Raw genomic sequence first — 19,965 nt, 5'->3', positions numbered from 1 at the left:
CGTCCACCACCGCTGTCATTCTTGGGGGCTCCCATTCGCGTCGATCCGAAAGCGCTTGTCCGTCGCCTGACGCCCACGTCTACCCGTCTGCTCGAGGCCGCCGTGGCCCGAGCCAGCGCGGGACGGTTCTATGAAATCGTCCCGGAGCACATGCTGGTGCAGATGTTGGAGCCGGAGGATTCCGACGTCGCGCGCATCCTCCAGCAGTTCGGCGTGGACCGCCGGCACCTGCTGGCCAGCATGGAGCGCGCCCTCCAGGGCCTGCGCGCGGGCAGCTCCGGCCGGCCCGTCTTCTCCGAGACGCTGTTCCAGTGGTTCGAGGAAGCGTGGCTCCTGGCCTCCGTGGAGCAGGGCGCCACGCGGCTGCGCTCGGGCCTGCTGTTCGCCCAGTTCGTCAGCCGGCGCGCGCGCTACACCGCGGAGCTGTTCCCCGAGCTGGACGCCATCAGCCGCGATGAGCTGATGAGCTCGCTGGACGTGGTGCTGCGGCCCTCGCCCGAGAATGTCGAGGTCGCCTCCGCGGATGCCGCGGCCAGTGGCGCCGCGGGTGGCGCGGCCGGCGGCGCGGGTGGCCGTGGAGATGAGGCCCTCAAGCGCTTCGCCACGTCCTTCACGGGCCGGGTGCGCGAGGGGAAGATTGACCCCATCTTCGGCCGGCACCGCGAAATCCGGCAGATGGTGGACATCCTCTCCCGCCGCCGGAAGAACAACCCCATCCTGGTGGGCGAGCCCGGCGTGGGCAAGACGGCGCTGGTGGAGGGCCTGGCCTGGGCCATTGTCCGGGGCGAGGTGCCCGACGCGCTGAAGAGCGTGGAGCTGCTGGGGCTGGACCTGGGCCTGCTCCAGGCGGGCGCGGGCGTGCGCGGCGAGTTCGAGAACCGCCTCAAGGCCGTCATCTCCGAGGTGAAGGCCTCCCCCACCCCCATCATCCTGTTCATCGACGAGGCGCACACCATCATCGGCGCGGGCGGCTCGCAGGGCGGCACGGACGCGTCCAACCTGCTCAAGCCGGCGCTGGCGCGCGGAGAGCTGCGCACGCTCGCGGCCACCACCTGGGCCGAGTACAAGAAGTACTTCGAGAAGGACGCCGCGCTGGAGCGGCGCTTCCAGCCGGTGAAGGTGGAGGAGCCCAGCGAGGAGGACGCGGAGCTGATGCTGCGCGGCCTGCGCCCCACGTACGAAGCGGCCCACGGCGTCATCATCCGCGACGAGGCCGTCACCGCCGCGGTGCGCCTGTCCAGCCGGTACATCTCCGGCCGGCAGCTCCCGGACAAGGCGGTGGACCTGCTGGACACGTCCGCGGCCCGCGTGAAGATTGAGCTGTCCACCCGGCCCGAGGAGCTGGTGCAGCTGGACCAGGAGATCGCCGCGCTGGAGCGCGAGCGCGACACGCGCAAGCGCGACCTCGCCGAGGGCACGGGCGGCCCGGACGAGCAGACGTCCCTGGAGGCCGCCGAGGCGAAGCTGAGCGCCACGGTGGATGCCCGCGCCGCGCTGCACGCGCGCTGGGAGACCGAGCGCACGGCCGTCGCGGCGCTGATGGAGGCCCGCAAGGCCCTGCGCGAGGCCGCGCCGGACACGGACTCGGCGCCCCTGAAGGCGGCGGTGGACGAAGCGGCGGCGAAGCTTTCGGCCACGCGCGGCGAGGTGCCGCTGGTGCACGCGGACGTGGACGCGGACATCGTCGCGCGGGTGGTGGCGGGCTGGACGGGCGTGCCCGTGGGGAAGATGCGCAGCGACCTGCTGGAGTCGGTGCTCAACCTGGAGGACAAGCTCCGGGGCCGGGTGCGGGGCCAGGAGGCGGCGCTGACGAAGGTGGCGGAGATCATCCGCATCTCCCAGGCCGGCATCCGCAACCCGGACACGCCCATTGGCGTCATGCTCTTCGTGGGCCCCAGCGGCGTGGGCAAGACGGAGACGGCGCTGGCGCTGGCCGAAGCGCTCTACGGCGGCGAGCGCTTCATGACGACGCTCAACATGAGCGAGTTCCAGGAGAAGCACACGGTGAGCCGGCTCATCGGCTCGCCGCCGGGCTACGTGGGCTACGGCGAGGGCGGCCTGCTGACGGAAGCCGTGCGTCAGCGCCCCTACTCCGTCGTGCTGCTGGACGAGTGCGAGAAGGCCGACCTGGAGGTGATGAACCTCTTCTACCAGGTGTTCGACAAGGGCTCGCTGACGGACGGCGAGGGCCGCGCGGTGGACTTCAAGAACACCGTGCTCATCCTCACCAGCAACCTGGCCTCGGACCTGGTGATGCGGATGTTCGAGGACGGCGCGCAGCCCACCTCCGAGGAAGTCCTGTCGGTGATTCGCCCCGCGCTCAGCCAGCACTTCAAGCCGGCGCTGCTGGCGCGAATGACGGTCGTCCCCTTCGGCCCGGTGCAGCGCGACGTGATGCGCCAGATCGCCGAGATGAAGCTGGCCAAGCTGGTGAGCCGGCTGCGCACGGCGCACAACGTGGAGACGACGCTGGCGCCGGAGCTGCTGGACGAGCTGGCGCGCCGCTGCACGGAGTCGGAGATGGGGGCGCGCAACATGGAGCAGATTCTGCAGGGCTCGCTGATGCCGGCGCTGTCCCGCGAGCTGCTGCAGCACCTGGTGGGCGGCGCGGTGCCTCCGAAGCTGCATGTGGCCCTGACCGAAGGAGGCGACTGGGACCTCCGGTTCGCCGAGGCCTGAGAGAACCCATGAAACGAACGCTTCAGGCCTCCGCCGTCGCGCTGTCCCTGCTGGCCGGCTGCGCCACCGTCCCCAAGCCGTCGATGTGCTTCGCCGAGGCGGGCCCCAACGCGCGCTCCTTCCCCACGCCGGACACCTGGTTCGCGCTGCTGCTCCACGGCTACGACAAGGACACGGGCGCCAACCCGCGCCCCAGCGTGGACTGCGCCGGTGCCCCGGTGTGGTGGCAGGACCCGGCCGCGGACGAGTGCGTGGAGGCCGGCCCGGACTCGCAGGCCCTGCCGCCGGCGGAGAAGCTCTCAGAGGAAGACCTCGTCCTGGAGACGCTCCAGGCGGGCCAGCGGCTGGTCTGGGTGCAGACGCGGCGCTTCACCAACGGCGAGGCCCTAGGCCCGGTGGCGCTGGTGGAGACCACCGAGCAGGGCTTCCGGGTGGAGGCCCTGGGCGCGCTGCGCGCCATGGCGAAGAACACCCGGCTGCGCCTGGAGCAGGTGAAGGGCACGCAAATCCTCGTCGCGGAAGGTGACGCGTGCACCTCCGGCGACGAGGAGGTCTGCCGCCGGCACGCGCGCATCATGCCGCTGCGCACCAACCGCTTCTTCAGCGAGTCCGTCTCCAGCGCGAGCCGCGCCTGCCTGGGCGCCGCGTGGTTCCCCCTGTCCCGGGAGATGACCTTCGAGCTGCCCAACGGCCTGCGCCGCAAGTTCGAGCTGACGTCCACCCTCACCTTCGCGGAGGACGGCATCAGCGTGCAGGAGCAGGTGCAGGTGAGCGACTCCGACCCGGCCCAGCCGGACGTGGCCCCGCGCCTCTACCGCCGCGCGCAGGACACGCGGGCCCTGGAGCTGGCGAACAACGCGTTGGTAGGCAACAAGGCGTCACTGTGGTCGCGCATGGTGGAGCAGCAGGTGCGCATTGGTGCTCGCGCGGTGCCAGAGGCCCCCATCTGGGCCATGCCCGCGAAGAAGGCCCCCGCGGACGCCGCGAGCCCGGAGGCGGCCAGCCCACCCGCCAAGGCGGCTGCCAAGAAGCCCGCGGGCGACACCGCGAAGTCCAGCGGCCCCTGAGTCCAGGGCCGCATGGCCCCGCCACCGGCCCCCGTGAGTCTTCGGTTTTCCGAAGCACTCATGGGGGCTTTTCCTATTTGCGCCAAAAGCGTCACGACGACAGAGATAGAGGCGTGGGCCCATGGTGGGCCCCGGAAGGAGCGTCCTGGATGCGAGTTGAAATCCGAGCCCGGAACATCCCCCTCACGGAGACCCTTCGAACCTACGCCGAGCGACGCGTGCGCTTCGCCCTGGACCGGCTGTCCGACAGGGTGAAGGAAGTCGTCGTGCGACTGGAGGATGCCAACGGCCCCAAGGGCGGCGTGGACCAGGTGTGCCGCGTGGCGCTCCGGCTGGAGCACGGGCGGGAGCTGGCCATCGAGTCCTCGGATACGAACCTGCTGGCGGCCATCGACCGCACGCTGGAGCGCGCCAGCAACGCCGTCACGCGGGCGGTGGGCCGCGCGCAGCGCCAGGACGGCGCCCGGCTGCGTGACGCGGCCTGGCAGCCCGACGAGGCCGCCACGCTGACCTGATGTGACGCGGGCACGGCCGCCCTTCCCGGGCGGCCGTGGCCTGTCCCGAAGCGAAAGGATGCAGATGCAGGGCGGCACGGGCGTACTGGAGCGGCTGAAATCCACCTGGGCCCGTGCCCGGGAGCGGCGCTGGGTGCGCTGGGGCGTGGACCTGGCCATGTTCGCCCTCCTCTTCGCGGCGGTGGCCGCGTGGCAGGCGCGGAACCTCCCCGGAGCGGGGACGCCCGCGCCCGCCTTCACCCTCCAGACGCTGGCGGGAGACACCGTGCGGTTGGACGCGCTGCGCGGCAAGCCGGTGGTGCTGGCCTTCTGGGCCCCCTGGTGCGGCGTCTGCGGAATGGAGTCCTCAAACCTCTCGCGGCTGCGCAAGCTCGCGGGGGACTCCGCGCACGTGGTGTCCGTCGCCGTGGCCTACGAAGACGAGGAGGCCGTGCGGCGCTTCGCCCGGGAGCACGCGGTGGACTACCCGGTGATCCTCGGGGACGACGCCATTCAAGCCGCCTTTCGCGTGAACACCTTCCCCACCGAGTTCTTCCTCTCCGCGGAGGGGCGCGTGGAGCGCGCGGCGGTGGGCTACACCACCCTGGCCGGGCTGTCCTGGCGGCTGGTGCTGTAGCCCTGGCTCACGCCGCGCCTAGAGGCGGATGAGTTCCACGTCATCCATGTGGATGAAGTTGGCGGAGTTGCCCGCCGTGGCGCGGGTGTGGAAGCCCAGCTCCAGGTAGCCTCCCGTGACGGAGATGGGCGGCGTCTCCACCATCGTCCAGCCGCCATACGTTCCCAGGTGGGTGAACACGGGCGCGCACCCGCCACACGTCTTCGCCTGGAGGCGCGACAAGTCGAACGCGCCGCTCTTCCGCACCCACGCGCGGACCTTGTACGTGCCCGACGCGAGCCCCGACACCGACTGGTACGTCCAGACCTCGAAGGGCGTGCCGTTCGTCCAGTGCGTCAGGTGGTAGGCGCCGGTGCGGCCCCCGTTGTACGTCTCACTGAAGTCCGCGGCCTCGGTGCCGTTGGGGCTCCAGGTGGCCCAGCCCGTCATGCCGTTCTCGAAGCTGGCGTTGGTGACGGACGCGGGCGGCGGCGTGCTCCCCGCCTGGTACCAGCGCACCCACTCCACCTCCATCGTCTTCGTCTGGCCCCAGGGCAGGCCAATCGCGTCCGGATGCGGGTGGCCGTACCAGTTTCCGCCCAGGGCGAGGTTGAGGAGGATGTAGTGGTTCTGCTGGAAGGCGGGCTCGTTGTGGTTGAAGACGTTCCCCTGAAGCTGGCCGTCCAGGCGGAAGATCATCTGGTTCGCCGTCCACTCCACTTCATACGTGTGGAAGCCGTCCGCGACGCTGTAGCCGCGGTTGGCGCCCGTGCCCCAGCTCTGCTGCCCGCCATTGGCGAACCAGTGCGCGGCGGACTTCATCCACGAGGCCTCGTTGGAGTGCCATTCGAGGATGTCGATTTCGCCGCTCCGGGGCCACCCGACGTTGGAGATGTTCGCCCCCAGCGTCCAGAACGCGGGCCACATGCCATAGCCGGACGGCACCTTGATGCTCGCCACCAGCTTGCCGTAGCGGCGCTCCACCTTGCCCTTCGAGTGGATGCGGCCCGAGTAGTACGAACGCGGCCCGTAGCCCGCGCAGCGCGAATCCATGGGCGCGTCCGCCGTCCGCTGCGCGGTGAGGATGAGCTTGCCGCCAGCGACGGTGACGTTCTGCGCGCGGGGGTACTCCAGCTCCCCCGTGCCGAAGTTGCAGTTGTTGGTGACGGGGTCGAAGTTGCTCGTCAGCACCGTCCAGTGGGCGGCGTTGAGGCTGCTCCCCGTGAAGTCGTCCTGCCACGCCAGGCTCCAGCCCGCCCCTGGGTCATAGGCCCGCTCGCCCTGCGCCTGCGTCACCAGGGGAACGGCTTCCACGTCGGACAGCTCCGACTCCGGGGAACAGCCGCCAACCAACGCCAGGCTGCTCGCGGCCCACAACATCGAACGCAATGCGTGTCGTTTGTGCATGTCTCACTCCAGGGGGGTTCCCCCTGGGACATAGCCGTCCTCCTCCGCGACGCAAACGGCTTTAGCCGAAATAGTAGATTTTCAGGACTTTTCACCTAAATGGAATAGTCCCCCACGAAGACGGTGGCGGACCGGACGTCGGCGCGCACGGAGTCCCCCTCCACCACGCCCAGCGCGTCGAACTCCGAGCGCGGCACCTCCACCGTGACTTCGTCGCCGCTGGGCAGGCGGAGGAACACCTTCACGTAGCCGCCCACCGGCTTGAGTCGCTCGACGCGGCCGGTGGCGGTGGACGCGCTCGCCGCGCCCGCGAGCGCCTTCGCCAGCTTGATGTCATGGGGGCGGACAAAGGCCTGCACCGCTTCGCCCTCGCGCGCGGCGGCGGGCGCGGCCACGGACAGCGCGCCCATGGCGGCCCTGCCCGCCTGGACATGGCCGTGCAGCACGCTGGCGCCTCCGATGAACGAGGCGACGAAGGGAGACGCGGGCCTGTCATAGATGTCCGCGGGCGAGCCCGCCTGGGCCACGCGGCCCTCGCTCAGAACAACAACGTGCTGGGAAATCTCCAGGGCCTCCTGCTGGTCGTGCGTCACCAGCAGCGTGGTCAGCCGCGTGCGCTCATGCAGGGCATGGAGCCACTCCCGAAGCTCCTCGCGCACCCGCGTGTCCAGCGCGCCGAAGGGCTCGTCCAGCAGCAGCACGCGGGGGCGGATGGCCAGCGCGCGCGCGAAGGCCACGCGCTGCCGCTGACCACCGGAGAGCTGGCCGGGATGGCGGCCGCCCAGGTGCTCCAGTTGCACCATGCGGAGCATCTCCTCCACACGGGCGTCGCGCTCCGCCTTGGGGACGCGCCGGACCTCCAGGCCAAAGGCCACGTTCTGCCGGACGGTGAGGTGCTTGAAGAGCGCGTAGCTCTGGAAGACGACCCCCACGCCGCGCTGCTGCACGGGCATCCGCGTGCAGTCCACGCCGTCGATGAGGACACGGCCCTCGTCGGGAATCTCCAGCCCGGCGATGAGCCGCAGCAAGGTGGACTTGCCCGCGCCGGACGGGCCCAGCAACGAGGTGATGGCCCCCTCGGGGGCCTGGAAGGACACCCTGGACACGGCGGGACTGCCACCCTGATTGAACCGGCGGGCGAGCTGCTCGACGACGATGCTCATGACGGATGACTCCTCCACTCCACGAACTTCTTCACCACCAACGTCACGAGCGCGAGCAGCGTCAGCAGCGACGCCACGGCGAACGCGCCGGACAGGTCGTACTCGTTGTAGAGAATCTCCGCGTGCAGCGGCAGCGTCGTCGTCACGCCGCGCACGTGGCCGGACACCACGGACACGGCGCCGAACTCGCCCATTGCTCGCGCGTTGCAGAGGATGACGCCGTACAAGACGCCCCACTTCACCTTTGGCAGCGTGACGCACAGAAACGTCCGCCAGCCGCTCGCGCCCAGCGTCAGCGCCGCCTCTTCCTCGTCGCTGCCCTGGGCCTCCATTACCGGCAGCAGCTCGCGCGCGACGTAGGGGAAGGTGACGAACACCGTGGCCAGGACGATGCCGGGCACGGCGAAGATGACGCGCACGTCATGCTCCAACAGCCACGGCCCCAGCCAGCCCTGCCGGCCGAAGAGGAGCACGAAGATGAGCCCCGCGATGACGGGTGACACGCTGAAGGGCAGGTCGATGAGCGTCATCAACAACGAGCGTCCCCGGAACTGGAACCGCGCGATGAGCCACGACGCGGCCAGTCCGAAGACGAGGTTGAAGGGCACGGCGATGGCCGCGGCCAGCAGCGTCAGCCGCATGGACGCCAGCGCCGTCGGGTGCGTCAGGGCGGAGACGTAGGCCTCCCAGCCTTTCTGGAAGGCGAAGGTGAAGACGGCCACCAGCGGGACGATGAGGAGGACGCCCAGCAGCAGCACCGCCGCGCCAATGAGCCCCCAACGGACGAACGCCGGGCCGCTCAGGCTGCGCGCGCTTCGGCGCAGGACAAGGGTGGACGGAGGCATGGCGCTCACGCTCCCGGCCGGGCTTCCAGCCGGCGCTGACTCCAGCGATGGAGCAGGTTGACGGCCAGCAGAAGTGAGAACGACGCCCCCAACATGACGATGGCGATGGCCGTCGCCCCCGCGTAGTCGTACTGCTCCAGCCGGGTGATGATGAGCAGCGGGACAATCTCCGTGCGCATCGGCATGTTGCCGGAGATGAAGACGACGGAGCCGTACTCCCCCAGCGCGCGGGCGAAGGCCAACGTGAAGCCGCTGAGCAGCGCGGGCAAGAGCGCGGGCAAGAGGACGCGCCGGAAGACCTCCCACGGAGAGGCGCCCAGCGTCGCCGCGGCCTCCTCCACGTCCACGTCGATGTCCTCCAGCACGGGTTGCACGGTGCGCACCACGAAGGGCAACCCGATGAACGTCAGCGCGACGGCCACGCCCACGGACGTGTAGGCCACCTTGAGGCCCAGCGCTTCCAGGTACTGGCCGTACCAGCCCTGCGCGGAGAACAGCGTCGTGAGCGTGAGCCCGGCCACGGCGGTGGGCAGCGCGAAGGGCAGGTCCACAAGGGACTCCAGCACGTCGCGGCCGGGGAAGCGGTAGCGCACCAGCACCCAGGCCACCAGCAGGCCGAAGACGACGTTGGCGAGCGCGGCGGCCAGCGAGGCCCCGAAGCTGAGCCGGTACGCGGCGAGCGCGCGCGGCGTCGTCACGGTGCCCCAGAACTCCTCCCAGCTCAGGGAGAAGGTCCGCAGGAAGAGGCTGGAGAGCGGAATGAGGACGATGAGGCCCAGGTAGAACCAACTGAAGCCCAGTGACAGGCGGAACCCCGGGAGCACCCGGTGGCGAGCAGGACGGGACATGGCGGGGGTCCTCAGTCCGCGCGGGGCGCGTAGATGCGGTCGAAGAGGCCGCCGTCGGCGAAGTGCGTGGCCTGCGCCCGCCGCCAGTCCCCCGCGACCTCCGCCAGCGTGAGGCGCTTCAGGCCAGGGAAGTCAGACGCATGGTTCGCGGCCACGGCCTCCGAGCGCGGCCGGAAGTGATGCCGCGCGGCGATCTCCTGGCCGTCTTCCGAAGAGAGGAACGCCAGGTACGCCTCCGCCACCGCCCGGGTGCCCCTGCGGTCCACGTTGTGGTCCACCAGGGCGACGGGCGGCTCGGCGAGGATGCTCACCGAGGGCATGACGACCTCGAACCGCGCCTTCCCCAGCTCACGCGTGAGGAGGAAGGCCTCGTTCTCCCACGCGAGGAGCACATCCCCCAGGCCCCGCTCGGCGAAGGTGGTGGTGGCGCCCCTCGCGCCCGAGTCGAGCACCGGCACGTTGCGGAACAGCTTCTCCACATACGCCTGGGCCCGAGCCTCGCTGCCGCCCTGGCGTCTCAGCGCCTGTCCCCACGCGGCCAGGTAGTTCCACCGCGCGCCGCCCGACGTCTTCGGGTTCGGCGTGATGACGGTGACGTCCTCGCGCACCAGGTCGTCCCAGTCACGGATGGCCTTGGGATTGCCCTGGCGCACCACGAAGACGATGGTGGACGTGTACGGCGCGCTGTCGTGCGGAAGCCGTGCCTGCCAGTCCGCCGGAATCAGCCGCGCCTTCTCGTGCAGCATGTCCACGTCGTACGCGAGCGCCAGCGTCACCACGTCCGCCCTCAGTCCTTCGATGACGGACCGGGCCTGCTTGCCGGAGCCCCCATGTGACTGCTGGATGGACACCTGCTGGCCACGCGTGGCCGCCCAGTGCTTCGCGAAGGCGGCGTTGAGGTCCTCGTAGAGCTCCCGCGTGGGGTCATAGGAGACATTGAGCAGCGTCACCGTCCCGTCGGATGGCGCGTCACCAGCGGAGCGCGAACAGCCCGCCACCGACAGCAGCAGGGCCAACGGCATCCAGTTCCTGGCGCGCAGCAGCGCGTGACGTTCCATGCGGGACCTCGGGGTGAAGCAAGGGGCCACGCGAGAAAGTCAAAAGCCCACTCCCTCGCGGGCAGTGGGCTTTCCGAAACAACTCAGCCAGGGCACTCAGGCCACTGGCGGACGGACGCCCACCGCGGATGCCGGACAGCAGCAACACGTCTGGTGGGTCGAGCGCGTCATCAGTCTCCACACGATGCCCTGGTGCCCGCGGCGCTGTCAACGCGACCGGCCGAAATCTCCAGGGACTCCAATAAATACTAGAATACCAGGAGCTCCCCTCTCCTTCCCCCAGGAGCCCCATGCCCCCTCGAACTCGTCCCGCGCTCGCGCTGCTCGCGGCGCCGCTGCTGACACTCCCTTTGCTGTCCGCCACCGAGGCCACGGCGGCGGAGCGGCCGTCGCTGGTGAACACGCGCATCACCCACGTCTACGGCGCCAATGGCCATGCCTCCACCGTGGACGGGCGCATCTTCATTGGCAACGTGCGGGAGGACCACGCCAATGAACAGACGACCTGGCAGGCGCGGGTGTTCCGCCCCGAAGCGCTCACCTATGACAGCGAGGGCAAGCCCCAGTTCGCGAACACCTTCTCCCCGGGGCGCAGCACCTTCGTCCGCAATGGAGAGAACGCGCTGACCTTCTGCTTCTCCAACCCGGCGGCGCCGTACACGTTGTCCGGCGGTGTGGCCGTGTACACGCCGTTCGTCTTCGATTCGCGGATGTACAACGGGGCCAACGTCTTCCGGCGTCGGCCCATCGACGTGCGCGTCTCGCAGCCCTTCACGGCGCAGGCGGACATCGCGTCGTTCACCACCGGCAACCTGGAGCCGCTCACCACCGTCAGCGGCGCGAGCATCCGAGGCATTGAGCCGTCGATGACGTCCGACGGCCGGCTCTTCATCTACCAGGGCGGCCCGCAGAACAACGGCACCATCGACTACCTCATGTATTCGTACAACCCGACGCCGTGCGCGGCCTCGGGTTGGAGCGAGCCGCGCCCGCTGTCGATGATGTTCAACGACCCGAACCCGGGCCTCAAACGCTACCCCCTGGCGTGGCAGCCGCTGAAGGCCGCCACCGGTGAGGCCTTCGGCACCACCACCACCGCGAGCACGCTCATCCGCGGCGCCTACGCGTGGGTGGACCACGAGGGCCGCAACGTCCTCTTCACGGCGGTGCGCTACACGGACGGCGCGCGACGCGAAGCCGTCAGCCTGATGGGCGCGGACACGCACTTCACCGCGTACCACATCGACGGCGCCATCAACACGGACCGCAGCGACCTGGCGCACCTCTTCTACTCCAGCCCCATGTGGAACCTGGAGCAGGAGCGCCACCCGGCGCAGAACTTCCCCGCGGGCTCCAGCAACGAGGACCACTACCTGCCCGCCACCAAGACGCACGACGTCTTCCCTCTCTTCGGCAGCAACACCCAGGACTACAACGAGGTCGACGTCGGCGACTTGAGCAGCCCCTTCCAGGTGCTGTTCCTGCCCATGAATGAGCTGGTCAACCGGGGTGGCGAATACGACCTGACGAGGACGCCGGACCTGTCGGGCCACTTCTTCACGGGCACCCTCACCGGCACCGCGAGCATCTCCCCCGACAACGCGACGACCCAGCCGCCCTCCGGTTCGCTCTGGGAGCCCCACGGCAAGGGCAAGGCGCTGGTGCTCCCGGGTGGCGGCGCGCTGACGGTGAACCTCATGGACACGAGCGGCACCATCCCCGGCGTGGGCGGCCTCGCGCGCGGCTTCTCGGTGCAGTTCGCCGTGCGCCCCGACGCGGCCATCAACCAGGGCTGCACCGGCAACCCCTACCGCTACCTCCTGCAGAAGCCCGGCGGGCTGGACGTCATCTACGAGTCCGACCACACCGTCCAGACCTCGTTCGTCATCAACGGCCAGCGCGTGCGCCTGGGCCGCAGCCCCGCGCTCCCTCGCGGCGTCTGGACGCACCTGGCCTATACGTGGGACGGCGTCACGGGCGCCTTCCACGAATACATCAACGGCGTGTCCACCGGGCGCGCGCTCCCCGTCGCCGCGGGCACCTTGCGACTGGGCACCGGCACGCTGTCCGTGGGCGCGGGCGTCGCGCTGGACACGCAGACCTGCCCCGCCAACGGCGAGGGCTCCTTCCGAGGCGCCATCGACGAGGTCCGGCTGTTCAGCAACGCGCGCTCGAACCGGACCGTCTGCATGTCCTCGCACGGCGCCGATTGCAAGGAGGCCGCCATCCAGGGAGACCCCACGGAGGGCCAATTCGGCATGAGCCAGCAGCACCCGGACTGCGACAGCCAGAGCGCCCTGGGCTCCACGGCGTGCACCGTGTCCATGCACCGCGTCTGCGCCCAGCGTGGGGCCAGCCACGCGCTCGACAACAGCCGGAACATCCTGGAGACGATTCAGCAGCTCGTCGGCAACCGTCCGCCCATCTCCCTCATGGGCGTCCCCGCCAGCGCGGATGCCACCACGGTGAACGTGGCGTGCGGCCCCATCCAGCACCAGGCCCTGGCCGTCACCTTCGAGGAGCTCGCGCGCAAGCACGACGGCTGCGCGGATGACCGGGCCGCGCAGTCCACGGCGTGCAGCGCGGCCTCCAGGCGCTGGTGCGGGGACCGGGGCTGGACGTCGGGCCAGTTCTTCGAGCTCACCACGCGGCCCTGGGTGGCCTGCTTCAACTCGGGCCTCATCCAGAACGTCCCCCGGGCGCAGTTGGGGCCCGCCTCCACGTCGGGCAACCTGACCTCGGCCGCGGCCCGGCTGGAGTTCAGCGCCTGGTGCCAGCAGCGTGGCTATGGCGCGGGCATCGTCCAGGAGCTGCCTTCGAGCACGACGGCGGAGGTGCACTGCTTCCACCCCGCCGCGACGGTGCCCTGGCGCTTCAACCCCTGACAACTCCGACGGACTGTCAGGCCGGACCCGCGTCGTGAGCGGGTCCGGTCAGCTCCCGAGGGCTCATGCCGTCACGCACGGCACCGTTTTCACCCGGGCCCTCACCCATGAACTTCCGTTTTCAATGCTGGTTGCAGCGGCACGTCAGCGGCCGGGTGACGCTCACGCCGCTGGCGCTGCGCCATCTCGCGGTGCACGCGGACTCGCTGGAGGCCGCCACCGAGGAGCTGACGCTCACGCTGGACGACCAGCTCTCCCGCGTCCACCCGCGGCGCGTGCCGGAGTTCATCGCCCCCACCAGGGGGACGCTCGAAACGGTGGAGCTGCCCGCGCTTCCCGTCTGGGGCGCCGAGGAGAATCACTTCGCGCCGCTGACGCTGTCCGCCGTGGTGGCCCCCACGCTCAATGCCTTCCTGGGCCTCCACGCGCCACGCCTCGACAGCCACCACTGGTTCCAGGGCGAGGCCCTTTCCCCCGAAGCCCAGGAGCTGCTGGGGGACCGCTTGGAGGGAATGTCCGACGCGGAGCGCCTCGCCCTGCGCCCGGATGGCGCGGAGTCCCTGCTGGAAATCGAAGTGCGGGCCAGCCCCGTCGCCCTGTCGGACCTCACGCCTCGCGAGCTGCACCGGGACCTCCGTCCACCGCCGCGCCCCCCGGACGCGCCCGCCGACCCGGAGGACGACGAGAGAGAGGACGACGAGGACGAAGACGCGGAGGCGCTGGACCTGGACAGCTGGGAGCCACGCCGCCGCGCCGCGCATCGGGCCCCGGGTGAGCCGCCCGCGAAGCCGCCGCCCACGCCCACTCTGGACAGCGTCGGCGTGGCCTGGCACCGGCTGGCGCAGGAAGGGCAGCTCGACGCGGCCTACGAGCAGGAGGCGCTGGTCACCCTGCTCCGGAACCGGCTCGCGGCCAAGGACGCCGAACCGGTGGTCCTGGTGGGACCTTCGGGCGTGGGCAAGACATCGGTGCTCCACGCGCTCGCCCAGTCGCTGCGCGCCCCCACCGCCACCGACGCCGAGCGCGCCCGCCCGTTCTACTTCCTCGACGGGAGCCGGCTCATCGCGGGCGAGGGCTTCTTCGGAGACTGGCAGCAGCAGGTGCTGCGCGCCTTCCGTGAGGCCACCGAGGCCCGGGCCCTGCTGTCCCTGGGCCATGCCGCCGAGCTCCTCGACGCGGGCAAGAGCGCCCACAGCGACCAGAACGTGGCCCAGTTGCTGCTCCCGCTCCTGGCGGCGCGTGATGTCACCGTCGTGGCCGAGGCCACGGAGGAGACCTGGGCCCAGGTGGAGCAGCGCAACACCAGCTTCGCCCGGCTCTTCTCGGTGGTGCGCGTCGCGGAGCCCACGGCCGAAGCGCTTGGCCGCATCGTCGCCAAGGTGGCGGAGGACGACGCGGCGGCCACCGCGATGCAGGTCCACCCCGACGCGCTCGACGAGGCGCTCTTCCTGTGCCGCCGCTTCCTTCCCTACGGCGCCCAGGTCGGCAACACCGTGGCCTTCGTCCGCCGGCTGCTGGCGTCGAGTGCCCAAGCCTCGCGCGCCGCCGTCACCCGGCTGGAGGCCATTCACCAGTTCGCCTCGGAGTCCGGAATCCCCGAGCACCTGCTCCGGGACGACCAACCGCTGGAGTCCGCCCACGTGCGCGACTTCCTGGCCTCGCGGGTGATGGGCCAGGACGCCGCCGTGGAGCGCGCGGCCTCGGTGGTGTCCGTCCTCAAGGCCGGCATGTCCGACGTGCGGCGCCCGCTGGGGGTGCTGCTCTTCGTGGGCCCCACCGGCGTGGGCAAGACGGAGCTGTCCAAGGCGCTGGCGGAGCTGCTCTTCGGTGCAAAGGAGCGCATGGTCCGCCTGGACATGGGTGAGTACGCCGGTCCGGACGCCCTGCTGCGGTTGATGGGGGACGGAGAGACGCCGGGCTACCTCACCTCGGAGGTGCGCCGGCAGCCCTTCTGCGTCGTGCTGCTGGACGAGGTGGAGAAGGCCCACCCCGCCGTTCACGATGCGCTGCTGGGCGTCCTGGGCGAAGGCCGCCTCACCGATGCCTCCGGGCGCTTCACGGACTTCCGCAACGCCCTCATCATCCTCACCAGCAACCTGGGCGCGGACACCCTGCGCGCTCGCGTGGGCTTCGATGCGTCGGGTGGTGCCCCGGACCTGGCCTCCCTGCGCGCGCACTACCTCTCCGAGGTGCAGCGCTTCTTCCGGCCGGAGCTGTTCAACCGCCTGGACGACGTGGTCGTCTTCTCGCCGCTGTCCGCCCCGCTGCTGCGCCGGCTGGTGGTCCGCGAGCTCGAGGCCGTGTGCCGCCGTCCAGGCCTCTCGCTCCATGATGCCCTGCTGGAGGTCACCCCCGCCGCGCAGGACTGGCTGGCCCTGCGAGGCTTCGACGCGCGGTATGGCGCCCGTCCCTTGAAGCGCGCGCTGGAGCGCGAGCTGGTGGTCCCCGTGGCGGACTGGCTCGCGGCGCATCCCCGCTTGGGGCCGGCGAGCCTCACGGTGGACGCGGGAGCCACGGGGCTGGAAGTGCGCGCCGAGTCCCTGGGCGACGCCGCCGAGGGCGGAGGCCGGGAGGCCATCGAGCGCATCCTCGAGGAAGCAGCCACCGTGCGCGCGGAGGTCCAGCGTTGGAGCCGCTGCGCGCCCATGAACTCCCTGCGCCGCGTCCTGGCCGTCTTCGACAAGGTCTCCCGGCACACCGCGTACTGGGAGGAGCGGGCCCTGGCCGAAGAGAACTCGCGCAAGTCGTCGGAGGCGCGAGCGCTGGAACAGGCGCTTCGGGAGTGCGCCCAGCAGGCGGAGGCCATCGAGGACCTGCTCTTCGAGGCCCACCTGTCCAGGACCGTGGAGCAGGTGGAGTCCCTGAGCCGCGAGGTGCACCAGGTGAAGGCGGCGTTCTCGCGCCTCCGGCAACGCATCTATTCCTCCCTCTTTCCCCCGTCACATGGCGCGACCCTCATCCTGGTGCCAGGACGCGGCGCGTGGAAGCAGGCGCGCATGCTCGCCGCGGCCTATGAGCGGTGGACCCAGAAGACGTCCCTGGCGAAGTGGCGAGGCCTGCTCACCGTCCCCGAACGCAAGCCCGGCGAGAAGGCCTCGCGCGCCCCTCCGCCGCCCCAATGGCGGAAGGTCGACGATGATGACTTCGACAAGCGCGTCGTGCAGCCGGTCGCCTATGCGCTTCAAGTCAAGGGCGGCCCCCACGCCCTGCTGCTCGCGGGCGAGCACGGTCTGCATCGCTTCATCGAAGGCAGTCAGATTTCGATGGTGCATGCGTTCTTCGAGCCGCGGGCCCTCTCGCTGTTCGACCTCTCCTCCCACGAGGAGTTGCAGAAGCGATTGCCGAAGAACGAGGTCCGTCAGGTGCGCCTGTCGGGCATCGGCTCCGGCCAGGGGTCGCTGACGGACCTGCGCACCGGGGTGCAGCAGCGCTTCGGTCCGGAGGGGTTTGAGTTGGAGCCCCTGCTGGAGCCCTGGATGCAGTGGCACGTCTTCAACAGCCGGGACGAGGACTGACGACATGGACCTGAAGCTTCCCTTCGTGGTGGCCCCGCTCGGCGGCCGGCTCGTCGAGGCCTGGGTGCCCGCCTTCTTCCCGGCGCTGCACAAGGTGGGGCCCAGCCTCTCCATGCTGCGAGACGAGCTCGCGCTCGGCGTCATGGAGCGCTTCGAGCGCGAGTCGCCCTCCCAGGTGGCGCGGTACCAGCTCCCGCCGCACTTCGCCCTGAAGCACGTCACCGTCGACGCGGAGGGCAGGGACCGGGAGAAGAACCGGCGCGTCGTCCTCCAGGGCACCATGTCCGTGCTGCTGGAGAAGTGGCCCCGTGACACCTTCTGGGTCGTCACCCCCACCCGGCTCCCCGCCGCGCGCTTCGCGCTGAACCAGCCCGCGGACCTGCCTCAGGCGCTCGCGCGGCGGCTGGTGGCGTGGTGCCTGGAGCACAACCTGGACTCCCTGGACGCGCACTGGGCCCAGGGCCGGGAGCAGCTGGAGCTCCTGGAGGTGGATGCCTATGCGCCCTCCGTGCTCCCCCGCACGCCGCCGCGACCGGCCCAGCCCGCGCGACGACGCCGGACGAAGCACCCGGCGAAGGAAGACACCGCACCCGAGACGCCCGAGCAGCGGGAGCAACGCCGCAACCGACGCCGCCTCACCTTGGTGGAGCTCCGGGCCGTGGCGCGCAACCTGAGCCACGGAGCCCGGGACGGCACGCTGGAGCGCTGCTTCGGCCGGGAGGCCCTGGTGCGCGAGCTCGTGGAGGCGCTCGAAGGGCGCGAGGGCTCCGCGCTGGTGCTGGTGGGGCCACCTGGGGCGGGCAAGACGGCCCTGATTCACGAAGTGGTGAGCCGGCTCACCGCCCGGCAGGACGCCGCGGGCGTGCGCCGCGACGTGTGGCGCGTGGACGGCAACCAGTTCATCGCCGGCATGATGTACGTGGGCCAGTGGGAGGCCCGCGCGCGGGGCGTGGTGAAGGAACTGACGGAGGTCGGCGACCTGCTCTACGTGGACGACCTGGCCTCGCTCGTCTACGCGGGGCGCACGCGCAATGAGCGCACCAACGTCGCGCAGTTCCTGGAGCCCCACATGGCCCGGGGCGAGCTCACGGTGCTCGCCGAGTCGACGCCCGAGCGCTTCGAGCGCGTGCGGGAAGAAGCTCCGACGCTCGCCTCGCTCTTCCGCGTCATCCACGTCCCCGCGCTGGATGCGCGCGCCACGCTGCCCGCGCTCCTTGGCACCGTGCGCGAACTGGAGGCGGACAGCACGGACAGCGCGGTCCGGCTCTCGCCGCTGGCGCTGGAGACCCTGCTCTCCTTGCAGGAGCGCTTCGTGTCGCACGAGGCGTTCCCGGGCAAGGCCGTCCGCCTGCTCCGCCGGGTCATGGCCCGACAGGGCGTCAGCACCTCGGGCACCCGGCGCTTCTCGTCAGGGGACGTCATCGACGCGATGCGGGAGCAGACGGGCCTCCCGGACTTCATCCTGGGCAGCGCCCAGCCGAAGAAGCGCGAGGCGCTGACGTGGGAGCTGCAGCGGCAGGTGGCGGGCCAGCCCGAGGCCGTGGACGCCGTGGTGGACGCCATCCTCACGTTGCAGTCCGCGCTCCAGCCGTCCGACAAGCCCCTGGCCACCTACCTCTTCGTGGGCCCCACGGGCGTGGGCAAGACGGAGACGGCGAAGGCGCTCGCGCGGACGCTCTTCGGCGGGGAGCAGCGGCTCATCCGCTTCGACATGTCGGAGTTCGTCACGTCCTCCAGCATCACCCGGCTGCTCGGGCGGCCCGGCGCGCCCGACGGCGAGCTGACCACCGCGCTGCGCACCCAGCCCTTCTGCGTGGTGCTGTTCGACGAGGTGGAGAAGGCCCATCCCCGCGTGTTCGACGCCCTCCTCCAGTTCCTCGGAGAGGGGCGGCTGACGGACGGCGCGGGACGCACGGTGGATGCCCGGCAGTCCGTCGTCGTGCTCACGAGCAACCTCGGCGTGCGCGAGGCCGCCACCCACACCGGCTTCCACCGCACCGCGGACAGCGCGGAGGCGCACTACCTCTCCGCCGTGCGCGCCTGGTTCCGCCCGGAGTTCTTCAACCGGCTGGACCGGGTGGTGCCCTTCCGTCCACTCACGCCCGCCGCGCTGCGCGTGGTGGTGGACCACGCGCTCGAAGCCCTGCTGTCGCGTCATGGCATCCGGCAGGGCAACGTGCTGGTGGAGGTCGAGCCGCGCCTGCTGGACCTGCTGGTGGAGGAGGCCTACGACCCGCGCTACGGCGCCCGCCCCCTCAAGCGCGCCCTGGAGAAGCGCCTCACGTTGCCCCTGGCCCACCACCTGGTGCGACGGAGCGCGGACGACCTGGCGCGCGTGGAGCTGCTGCGAGATGGCGACGACCTGCGCGTGTCGGTGGAGCTGCTGGTCAACGCACCCGCGTGGACACCCGAGCGGCCGGCCGCTGCTTGGACACTGGCGGAGGTCTCCCGCCTGCTCGAGGAGACCGGCTCGCGGCTGGAGGCGTTGATGGCGGAGGAGGTGCCCGAGGCAGGGGATTTGGAGGAGCGGCTGCACCGGCTGGCACTCGAGGCCACGGACATCCGCGACTACGAGCTGGTCCCGCGCGAATTCCAGGACGCGCAGTCGCCTGAGTCCACCGTGAAGCAGCGCCTGACTTCGCACTCGAATCACGTGGGCCACCTGGGCCTGCGGCAGCGCCCTGCCTACGAGGAGCGCCCGCTGCACGTCTCGAACGAAGAACAGCTCCGCCGCGCACAGCCCCGGGTGCTGGCCCTTCGCGATGAGACGGCCTGGGTTGAACATCAGCTCACACACCTGGCCCGGGGGGCGGACGTCGTGACGGTGTTGGTGGAGGGGCTCGGCGACGCGCCGCCCTCCGCGGTGTGGACCGTGGCGCACTCCCTCCCCTGTGCCCTTGGGGAGACGGCGATGTACCTGGAAGCCGTCCATGCCGACGGGCGCTCCGAGTGGTTCCGCCATGGAGACGAGCGGTCCGAGGACCTGGCGCTGCGGCGTGTCGCCGTGCGGATGTCGGCCATCGGCCTGCGCGAGGTGCTGGCGCCCCTTCGAGGTTATGCGCTGGTGGACCTCGTCCACGGAGATGGGCCGCGCCAGGTCCTGGTCCGCGTGGAGCACCTGTCCGAAGACGTGGGGCGGCTGGAGGACGTGCCGCGCGTGATGGCGACATGGGATGAGGCCGTCGTCCGCGAACGCGAAGCCCGCGGGAGCAGCGCCGCGTCAGTGGCCGCGGCCAGCCACGTCATCCTGCGTGGCCGCGAGGGTGTCACGACCGGACGGCCCCACGACTCGACCGAGCTCACGCACGTCGCGAGCGGACGCCGCCCCGGAGAGGCGCTCGCCTGGGCCGCGAGGGTGCTCCGGAAACCTGGCCAGGGACACGACTGA

General features: G+C 70.8%; 12 protein-coding genes. 7 read left to right on the top strand and 5 right to left on the bottom strand.

Annotated elements, in window-relative coordinates; translation table 11 throughout:
- Positions 1–21 precede the first annotated feature (21 nt).
- The 4 genes from tssH (at position 22) to HV826_RS08865 (ending at position 4,877) form a co-directional block, all read left to right on the top strand.
- The gene (gene tssH, locus HV826_RS08880; protein WP_176416560.1) at positions 22–2,679 is read left to right on the top strand and encodes a type VI secretion system ATPase TssH; all 2,658 of its coding nucleotides are present in this window, start codon (positions 22–24) and stop codon (positions 2,677–2,679) included.
- A gap of 8 nt (positions 2,680–2,687) precedes the next feature.
- Positions 2,688–3,746, top strand: a complete 1,059-nt coding sequence (locus tag HV826_RS08875) for a hypothetical protein (RefSeq protein WP_176416559.1) — start codon at positions 2,688–2,690, stop codon at positions 3,744–3,746.
- A 149-nt stretch (positions 3,747–3,895) separates the two neighbouring features.
- Positions 3,896–4,261 (top strand): HPF/RaiA family ribosome-associated protein, encoded by a 366-nt coding sequence (locus HV826_RS08870; protein WP_176408932.1) that lies wholly within the window; start codon positions 3,896–3,898, stop codon positions 4,259–4,261.
- A gap of 58 nt (positions 4,262–4,319) precedes the next feature.
- Complete coding sequence (locus tag HV826_RS08865) at positions 4,320–4,877, top strand: TlpA disulfide reductase family protein (RefSeq protein WP_176416558.1); 558 nt, start codon at positions 4,320–4,322, stop codon at positions 4,875–4,877.
- 18 nt (positions 4,878–4,895) lie between these two features.
- Here HV826_RS08865 and HV826_RS08860 read toward each other — a convergent pair whose 3' ends face one another.
- The 5 genes from HV826_RS08860 to HV826_RS08840 all read right to left on the bottom strand — a co-directional run bounded on the left by HV826_RS08860 (position 4,896) and on the right by HV826_RS08840 (position 10,141).
- Entirely contained in the window at positions 4,896–6,263 is a 1,368-nt protein-coding gene (locus HV826_RS08860; protein WP_176416557.1) for a family 16 glycosylhydrolase, read from the bottom strand.
- Positions 6,264–6,358: 95 nt separating this feature from the next.
- Positions 6,359–7,426 (bottom strand): sulfate/molybdate ABC transporter ATP-binding protein, encoded by a 1,068-nt coding sequence (locus tag HV826_RS08855; RefSeq protein ID WP_176408935.1) that lies wholly within the window; start codon positions 7,424–7,426, stop codon positions 6,359–6,361.
- Positions 7,423–8,271 (bottom strand): sulfate ABC transporter permease subunit CysW, encoded by an 849-nt coding sequence (gene cysW / locus HV826_RS08850; protein WP_176416556.1) that lies wholly within the window; start codon positions 8,269–8,271, stop codon positions 7,423–7,425. Before cysW ends, HV826_RS08855 begins: the two co-directional genes overlap by 4 nt.
- A gap of 5 nt (positions 8,272–8,276) precedes the next feature.
- Entirely contained in the window at positions 8,277–9,119 is an 843-nt protein-coding gene (gene cysT, locus HV826_RS08845) for a sulfate ABC transporter permease subunit CysT (protein ID WP_176416555.1), read from the bottom strand.
- A gap of 11 nt (positions 9,120–9,130) precedes the next feature.
- Positions 9,131–10,141, bottom strand: a complete 1,011-nt coding sequence (locus HV826_RS08840; RefSeq protein ID WP_176416574.1) for a sulfate ABC transporter substrate-binding protein — start codon at positions 10,139–10,141, stop codon at positions 9,131–9,133.
- Between the two features lie 326 nt (positions 10,142–10,467).
- Between HV826_RS08840 and HV826_RS08835 the strand changes: the two genes are divergently transcribed.
- From HV826_RS08835 to HV826_RS08825, 3 genes are all read left to right on the top strand, one after another.
- Positions 10,468–13,062: a LamG-like jellyroll fold domain-containing protein gene (locus HV826_RS08835; protein WP_176416554.1), complete on the top strand. Its 2,595-nt coding sequence runs from the start codon at positions 10,468–10,470 to the stop codon at positions 13,060–13,062.
- Between the two features lie 107 nt (positions 13,063–13,169).
- Positions 13,170–16,577 carry an AAA family ATPase gene (locus HV826_RS08830; protein ID WP_255217110.1) on the top strand — a complete coding sequence of 1,136 codons (3,408 nt, stop codon included), beginning with the start codon at positions 13,170–13,172 and terminating at the stop codon, positions 16,575–16,577.
- Positions 16,578–16,581: 4 nt separating this feature from the next.
- The gene (locus HV826_RS08825; RefSeq protein ID WP_176416552.1) at positions 16,582–19,965 is read left to right on the top strand and encodes an AAA family ATPase; all 3,384 of its coding nucleotides are present in this window, start codon (positions 16,582–16,584) and stop codon (positions 19,963–19,965) included.

It is taken from the genome of Myxococcus sp. AM010 (assembly GCF_013372585.1).
Taxonomy (GTDB): Bacteria; Myxococcota; Myxococcia; order Myxococcales; family Myxococcaceae; genus Myxococcus; species Myxococcus vastator.
This window is presented reverse-complemented; position numbering and strand designations above follow the sequence as displayed.